Origin of the sequence: Staphylococcus ureilyticus, from assembly GCF_002902235.1 — a bacterium.
GTDB lineage: Bacteria > Bacillota > Bacilli > Staphylococcales > Staphylococcaceae > Staphylococcus > Staphylococcus ureilyticus.
The window spans coordinates 20,094-27,660 of the sequence record NZ_PPRL01000072.1; the positions used below are offsets into that span (position 1 = coordinate 20,094).

Genomic DNA, 7,567 nt, shown 5'->3' on the forward strand with positions numbered 1-7,567 from the left:
TTCCATGTTTTTATTTTGATATAACACTACTCACACACAAAACAAGCGCCCATCATTATTATTGTCAGTATGATAGGCGCTTGCTTTCAAATGAATCATCATTGATTTATAAATATTTTTCTTTTTCCGCTTCTCTTAATTCAATTCGTCTAATTTTACCTGAGTTAGTCTTAGGTAAATCATCTACAAATTCAATTGCTCTCGGATATTTATAAGGTGCTACGTCTTGTTTAACGAAATTTTGTAATTCCTTAACAACTGCTTCATCACCTGTAACGTTATCTTGTAAGATGACAAAAGCTTTGACGATATTCCCTCTGATTTCATGTGGACTCGCTACGACTGCACATTCTTTTACGTATGGATGTTTTGTCAATGAATCTTCTACTTCAAATGGTCCGATAGTATAGCCAGAACTAATGATAATATCATCTCTTCTACCTTCAAACCAGAAATAACCGTCCGCGTCCATTTTTGCTAAATCACCAGTAATAAAGTACTCGCCAATTTGTGGATTTGCAGTACGTGCTTCATCTTTATAATAGCCTTTAAATAAAGCAGGTAAGTCTAACGGCACTGCAATATTGCCTATTTCATTGGGTTGTGCAGGATTACCATCCTCATCGATAACCGTAACATAACTGCCTGGGATAGCTTTACCCATTGATCCAGGACGTCCTTCTGTATCCTTTAAGAAACCGATTAACAATGTACTTTCTGTCTGGCCATAGCCGTCTCTAACAGTTAAGTTAAAGTTTTGTTGAAATTTATCAACAACTTCTCTATTTAATGGTTCCCCAGCAGATACAGCACTATGTAAATGTGACAAATTATAATTTGTTAAATCAGGGGATTTTGCCATTAAACGATATTCAGTTGGCGTACAGCAAAGCACATTGATTTGATACGTTTCTAGTAATTCGAGGTATTTCTCAGCATTAAATTTACCATTATAAACAAATGCCGTTGCGCCTGAACCCATGATTGATAAAAATGGACTCCATACCCATTTTTGCCAGCCCGGTGCTGCTGTCGCCCATACGATATCATCTTCAGTTATGCTTAACCAATGCTTCGGAGCCATCTGTAAATGTGCATAGCCCCAACCATGAGAATGTACCACTGCTTTCGGATTACCTGTTGTGCCTGATGTATATGATAATAAAACAATATCTTCTCTTGAAGTTGCTTCTATATCAAGTGTATCTGAAGCATCAGTTTGCGCTTCTTCAACGTTAATCCAATGATCAACCTTACTGCCAACGATAAATTTAAGTAATGAGTCATATTCTTGAACGCCTTTGAACTCTTCGATACTATCGCCTGTGGCTACAACTGCCTTAATTTCACCATGTGTTATACGATATTGTAAATCTTTAGTACGCAACATTTCAGAACTAGGTACAATGATAATACCTAATTTCCACGCGGCTAAATATACTTCATATGTCTCAATCGCACGAGGCATCATGATTAATAATTTATCACCTTTTTTCAGACCATATTTTAAAAATACATGACCAATTTTGTTTGCATTTTTTATCAGTTGGTTATACGTTATATCTCGTTCTTTACCAGTTTGATCATTAAAAATAATCGCTTTTTTGGACGGATCATTTGCATATTTTTCAATTTCGCTAACTATATTATATGTTTCTGGAGCAATTAAATCTGCTTTATTCATTGGTTACTCTCCTTATTTCGGTGATTAATTTTACAATATACATGACAATATCAAGTTGTATTTTGATTATTCAGAAAATAGCATTGCGTTCACATTCATTTTGTAATGAACTACAACTTAGCACATACTTGATTAGTTCATATATCTTTATCATTGTATCATTATAACAAATGATACTTTAATATACTTGATACAAGCATTTTTATATTGTGTTTCAACTTTAGTTTCTGTGGTATAAAATTTATAGCAAATAATATATGAGGTGGTATTCGTATTATGAATTTTAAAGATTGGGAAAATGAAAAAGACACACTACATTTATTATCACAGATATTAGGTAAATATAAATTAGAAGCAAGTTATCAAGAGCCCCAGTGGTCACACGTGACGCTAAATATAGATGTCCAAGGCTTTTCAACTGGTATGTTAAGTTATGAAACACATACATTTTCGTTAAACGTTAACCTGATACAACACCACATTGAAGTCGTCGTTGATCAAAACGTGCATGACATTACCTTAAAAAATGGAAGAACTATACAATATTATTATAACGAAATTGAAAAACTGTTAAACCAGTCAGATATTCATTTAAAAATCAATACTTTACCACAAGAAGTAGCAAACCCGATACCATTTGAAAATGACACAGAACATCATCATTATGATGATAAAATTGCCAAAAAAGCATTAGCATTAATGAAATTCGCCTATCATGCTGAAGCAAACTTCGTTAATGGGCTAAGAGTAAGAAAATCTAAACCAGGTTTATTTTGGGGGACTTTTGATATTTCTTGTATGATCGTCAAAGACCAACCAGCACCATTTGAAGATGATAGCAAGGTTATTGAACGTGCAGCTTTTGATGAAGAAATGATTGAATTTGGCTTTTGGTTTGGTGATGATCAGTTTGAAGGACCAACCTTCTTTGTCTTGCCATATCCTTTTGCAGATCAGCCATTTGATACTGACGATCGATTTCCTAAAGATAGTTATTTCGATAAACAATTAATGGAATATCTGATTGAATACCAACAACATCATGACATTGATACAATCACTCAATTTTTCAAAGCATCTTATCTTAAATTCGCAGATTTTTTAAATTGGAATAATGTCGATTATGTTTTTTCTCCTTTAAAAATGAAACCAAACCATTTAAATAATAGATAATCATTTTTAACTAAATACAGTTACTTTTAATAAAATCGAGGGTATGAGACGTCAATCATGTCTCACCCTCATTTATATTTTTATACAACTTTTGATGTATAACAGAGTGGAATTAATATATACTCAACTTAAGAAATCCCTTTCATGACAATATTTCAAACTTATCACAGATAAATTTGAAAAAATAAGTTCAACTTTTAGATTTACGACGATTCGAGTGCTATAATAATTAGATGTGTAATTTGTTAAGAAAGAAGTGAGTATATTGACAGAAACTGGAAACTTCCATGTTGAAAAAAGAATACCTCTGTTTATCGTACTATTATCAGGGGCTTTTATAACAATTTTAAACCAAACTTTACTTGGAACGGCATTACCACCAATAATGAAAGATCTCCAGGTCTCAGAAAGTACAGTACAATGGTTACAATCTATATTTATGTTAGTAAACGGAATTATGATTCCTGTAACTGCATTTTTAATTGAACGCTTTACATCGAGGCAGTTATTCTTAACTGCAATGAGTATTTTTGCAGTCGGTACGTTGTTATGTGCAGTTGGTATTGACTTTTCAATGCTATTAATCGGACGTGTCCTACAAGCAGCAGGCGCAGGTATCATGATGCCACTAATGCAAACAATACTATTTTTAACTTTCCCTAAAGAAAAACGCGGTACAGCAATGGGTCTATTTGGACTTGTTATCGCATTTGCTCCAGCTATTGGACCTACTTTATCAGGTATCTTAGTCGAACACCTCACATGGAGAAGTGTCTTCTATGTTGTATTCCCTATCGCGATTATTATTATTATTGCTTCTATATTCCTATTGAAGAACGTTACAGAAACAACACATCCAAAACTAGATATTGCTTCAGTTATCTTATCTACACTCGGATTTGGTGGCTTACTATATAGTTTCAGTTCTGTTGGTGAGGCAGGTTGGACTAGTGTTCAATTTATTGCACCACTCATCGTTGGTATCGTTTCACTCGTTATATTTATTCGCCGTCAATTAAATTTAAAAGAACCTATGCTTGAGTTTAGAGTATTTAATTACGGAATTTATACGTTAGGTACGATACTAAGTATGTTTGTATTTGGTGTGCTGATTGCAACAAATATCATCTTGCCACTTTATATGCAAAATATGCTACAATACTCAGCCTTAAAATCTGGTTTAGTATTACTACCAGGTGCAATTATTATGGGTATGATGAACCCAATAACTGGTTACTTATTCGATAAATTTGGAGGTAAATGGCTCGCTCGAATCGGTTTATTCGTACTAGTTGTTTCAACATTACCATTTACAATGTTAACAGAGCATACAACATTTACGTATCTCGCTACTTCAAATGCATTGAGAATGGTTTCAATTGCTATGGTTATGATGCCGATGACGACATTAGCAATAAACCAACTGCCAAATGAGCTAATCGCACATGGTACTGCCATGAATAACACTTTCAGACAAATGGCTGGTGCTATTGGTACTGCAGTCTTTATTACTTTAATGTCAGTTTCAGCAATACCTCAAGATGGTATTACCGGTATTATTCACGGTGTTAACGTAACATTTATCGTTGCTACAGTTATATCAGCTATTGGATTACTACTATCATTTAAACTTACGGACGATAGCAAACCAAAACGTCGTACCTTATAAACATGCGTAAATAACAATACAATGTTTAGACTATCGATATTATTGATAAATCTCAGCATTTAAGTTTTTCAAAACATGAGCTGCATTGCATTTTTGTTTGCTTACAGCCATAAAGCAATGTCTTTCTCCTTCAAAATTTTACAATAGTCCTCTAACTCTTGAATCAGTAACAATTAAATACACTTTGCCGTCATCCATATCACTTTTAAAAGATGCGATTTCACCTTCATCTACGCCTAGCCCAATCAATTTTCTTTTCAATGCATCTCTTTCAGAATCATTTTCTTTTTTTATATCTATTCCTAAAATACTCGTATCTTCTACAATTTTATCAGTTCGAGATTTATCCAATGATAATACATAAATGTCCTGATTACCGATACCTTTATCCTGTAATGCTGCAACATTTACTTCTAATTCACTATCATTCTTATAAGCTTTAACTACTGGTTTCATAAGAAAGACCTCCTCTTAAAATGTCCTTCATCATCATTCACAAGTTCATATTAATTATTACGCTTTAGACTGAATCATTAACTGATCGAAACGTTCTTTTGTCATATAAAAATAGGTGTTCTCTAAAATTTTATCAAATAAATCTTCTCTTTCATCCTCTTCTTTTAGGGTGAAGTTCGTCTCGACATCTTCCTGATTTGCTTCGTCGACAAAAATAACTTGTTCATTTTTTACATCTAACGTTTTACGATGATAAATCAGCTCTAAATGATCATTTTTCCGGTGAATTGCTTCAATATTTTCAATTTTATACGCACTATGAATAAAATCAATCACTCGTTTCTCTCTATAACGTTTATGCTTTTGATCTTTAAAATCTTTAGCAAAACGTTGTTTCACTAGTAAATAAATTATAATGATTACAGCTATAATTAATAGAAAAATTAACGTGCTCATCAGAATGTCCCCCTTATCACTAACACCTTAGTTGTGTTATTACGATATTACGCATAATTTTCCCATTTTGCATATTCTTAAACATGCCAAAAGCTTTTATCACAGTCATTAAAGCTATTTTATTTTATAGACATTTAACGAAAAACAATGATAAAAATTACATACAATACAACGCAAACCAACACTTTACATCCATCTATAATTTTAAATGCCTTAGTGATAATTATAATGGAAAAGAAAAACATTTATTTATGCAAAAAAATATGAACCCCCTTCAGCTATTAACTGCCAGAGAGGATTCATATTTTCATTTATTGTTGATGATACCGAAGATGTAGTGATTCAATTTTAGGCGACAAGGCTTCGAAAGGTCCTTCAACATTCGCATCTCTAATTACGCTTTCAATAGGTAAATTTTTAAAAGGTGCCGGCGCAACATTGATAGCTTCCAACCATTGACTCAATTGTTTTGAGGAACTCACATATACAATTTTATCTAAACCAACGAGTGCATGTGCAGTCGCACACATCGGGCAATGCTCTCCTGATGTAAAAACAATTGTATGCTTTCTTTCTTCAAGCGTAAGATGAGTTGCTGCCCATTTTGCAATCGCAATTTCAGGGTGTTCAGTCGCATCTCCGCTACTGATTCTATTATAATCTTCAAATAAAACATTACCTTCAACATCCACTAATAGTGAGCCAAAAGGTTCATTACCATAATTTAACGCTTCCTCGGCAAGCTCGATTGACCTATTTAAATATTTTTCATAATTCAATTAAATACCCCTCCTCCATCATCACATGTATTAATCAAAAATTAATTTATAGATTAGCATTTAGCTTAGCAAATTATTCGATTTTATCTAGTTTTCCGCTTACATGACTATTGTAATTAAGTGATTGAATCATAACTGAAATGACTAATAAACTCCCCATAGTATCAGTAAAATAATGGGCGCCCACGTAAATACGGGAAATTATGATTGAAGCTACTAAAATAATTGCTATACAATATAATATTTTATTCCTTTTTATTAATAATATTAGACTTACCAATATGCACACACTTAAAACATGCATACTGGGAAAACTATAACCTTCAAAATATGCGGTTGGTCTCGGTCGTTGAATGACATACTTCATAAACGTACCTATTAAAAATACTGAAAAGCACCAAAAGCCATACCACAAAAATTTAAATTTATGATAGAAAAACAAACCAACTAAAACACATATTGTTAAAATCAAACAAATTTTAGGGTCAAAAATAACTGAAACAAAATAGAGATATCGTTTTATAATATCTGTGTTTAAATATGTATGTAACATATTATATACAGTTTGGTCTACGGGTTTTGCTATACCTATTGCAATACTAATCAATATAGCAATAAGCAAAATAACTGGCGATGTAATTTTTAAAATATGCTTCATTTTACAGTATCCTTTCTTTCGTTGTTAATTCTTCTAGCCACTGCTAAGAGTGCACCAAACGCTATGCTGATACTCAACATGGAAGAACCACCATAACTCAATAACGGCAAAGTCACACCAGTTAATGGAATAATACCAGACACACCAGCTAAATTAATAAAAACTTGCATAAATATGTAACTAACCACGCCAACACATATCAATTTATAAAACTGATTATTTGTTTTATTCGCATAAATAAGCCCTTTTACTAAGAGATAACCATAAATTGTAAGTGTGAATAGTACGCCAAGTAGTCCTAACTCTTCTGAAATAACAGTAAATATGAAATCAGTGTGCGGTTATGGTAAATACCCTAACTTGGCTATCCCATTGCCTAAACCTTTACCCGTCAGTCCACCATTGCCAATCGAGGTTAAGGCACTCGTTAATTGATAACCATCATTATCTTCATATTTAAACGGATCTAACATCACTTTTATCCTTTTTAGTCTATATAAATTTTTAGAATCAAAAATCAGTGTATAAATTCCATAAATAACTAATGGCACGAGTGTAATTCCCATAATTTGAAATTTAATTTTATTTTTTATATCTGAGTATATTAATATACAACCAATAATAGCTACTGTTAGTAACGTTCCGCCTAGATCTCCTTGCATCAACACAAGCAATAAACCAATACCTAATAT

The 7,567-nt window shown here is 32.7% G+C and carries 7 protein-coding genes and 1 pseudogene; 2 read left to right on the forward strand and 6 right to left on the reverse strand.

The window, feature by feature from the left end; translation table 11 throughout:
• Positions 1-106: 106 nt before the first annotated feature.
• Positions 107-1,684: an acyl-CoA synthetase MbcS gene (mbcS, locus tag CD150_RS07490; protein ID WP_073345266.1), complete on the reverse strand. Its 1,578-nt coding sequence runs from the start codon at positions 1,682-1,684 to the stop codon at positions 107-109.
• A 276-nt stretch (positions 1,685-1,960) separates the two neighbouring features.
• Here mbcS and CD150_RS07495 point away from each other — a divergent pair, with 276 nt between their 5' ends.
• Positions 1,961-2,857: a DUF5996 family protein gene (locus CD150_RS07495; RefSeq protein ID WP_081370538.1), complete on the forward strand. Its 897-nt coding sequence runs from the start codon at positions 1,961-1,963 to the stop codon at positions 2,855-2,857.
• Between the two features lie 265 nt (positions 2,858-3,122).
• Positions 3,123-4,526 carry an MDR family MFS transporter gene (locus CD150_RS07500; protein ID WP_046207106.1) on the forward strand — a complete coding sequence of 468 codons (1,404 nt, stop codon included), beginning with the start codon at positions 3,123-3,125 and terminating at the stop codon, positions 4,524-4,526.
• A 138-nt stretch (positions 4,527-4,664) separates the two neighbouring features.
• Here the strand turns inward: CD150_RS07500 and CD150_RS07505 are convergent, their stop codons facing one another.
• From CD150_RS07505 to CD150_RS07525, 5 genes and pseudogenes are all read right to left on the reverse strand, one after another.
• Positions 4,665-4,982, reverse strand: a complete 318-nt coding sequence (locus tag CD150_RS07505) for a general stress protein (protein ID WP_103161464.1) — start codon at positions 4,980-4,982, stop codon at positions 4,665-4,667.
• A 57-nt stretch (positions 4,983-5,039) separates the two neighbouring features.
• On the reverse strand, positions 5,040-5,438 hold the full coding sequence (locus CD150_RS07510) for a hypothetical protein (protein ID WP_046207108.1): 399 nt from the start codon (positions 5,436-5,438) through the stop codon (positions 5,040-5,042).
• Between the two features lie 311 nt (positions 5,439-5,749).
• A complete protein-coding gene (locus CD150_RS07515) occupies positions 5,750-6,217 on the reverse strand; it encodes a nucleoside deaminase (protein ID WP_073345276.1) in 468 nt (155 codons plus the stop codon).
• Between the two features lie 73 nt (positions 6,218-6,290).
• Positions 6,291-6,875, reverse strand: coding sequence for a phosphatase PAP2 family protein (locus CD150_RS07520; RefSeq protein WP_073345280.1), 585 nt, complete (start codon positions 6,873-6,875; stop codon positions 6,291-6,293).
• Positions 6,872-7,567 (reverse strand): annotated as a pseudogene (locus CD150_RS07525) (FtsW/RodA/SpoVE family cell cycle protein); the annotation flags it as partial. The pseudogene CD150_RS07525 and the gene CD150_RS07520, both read right to left, overlap by 4 nt.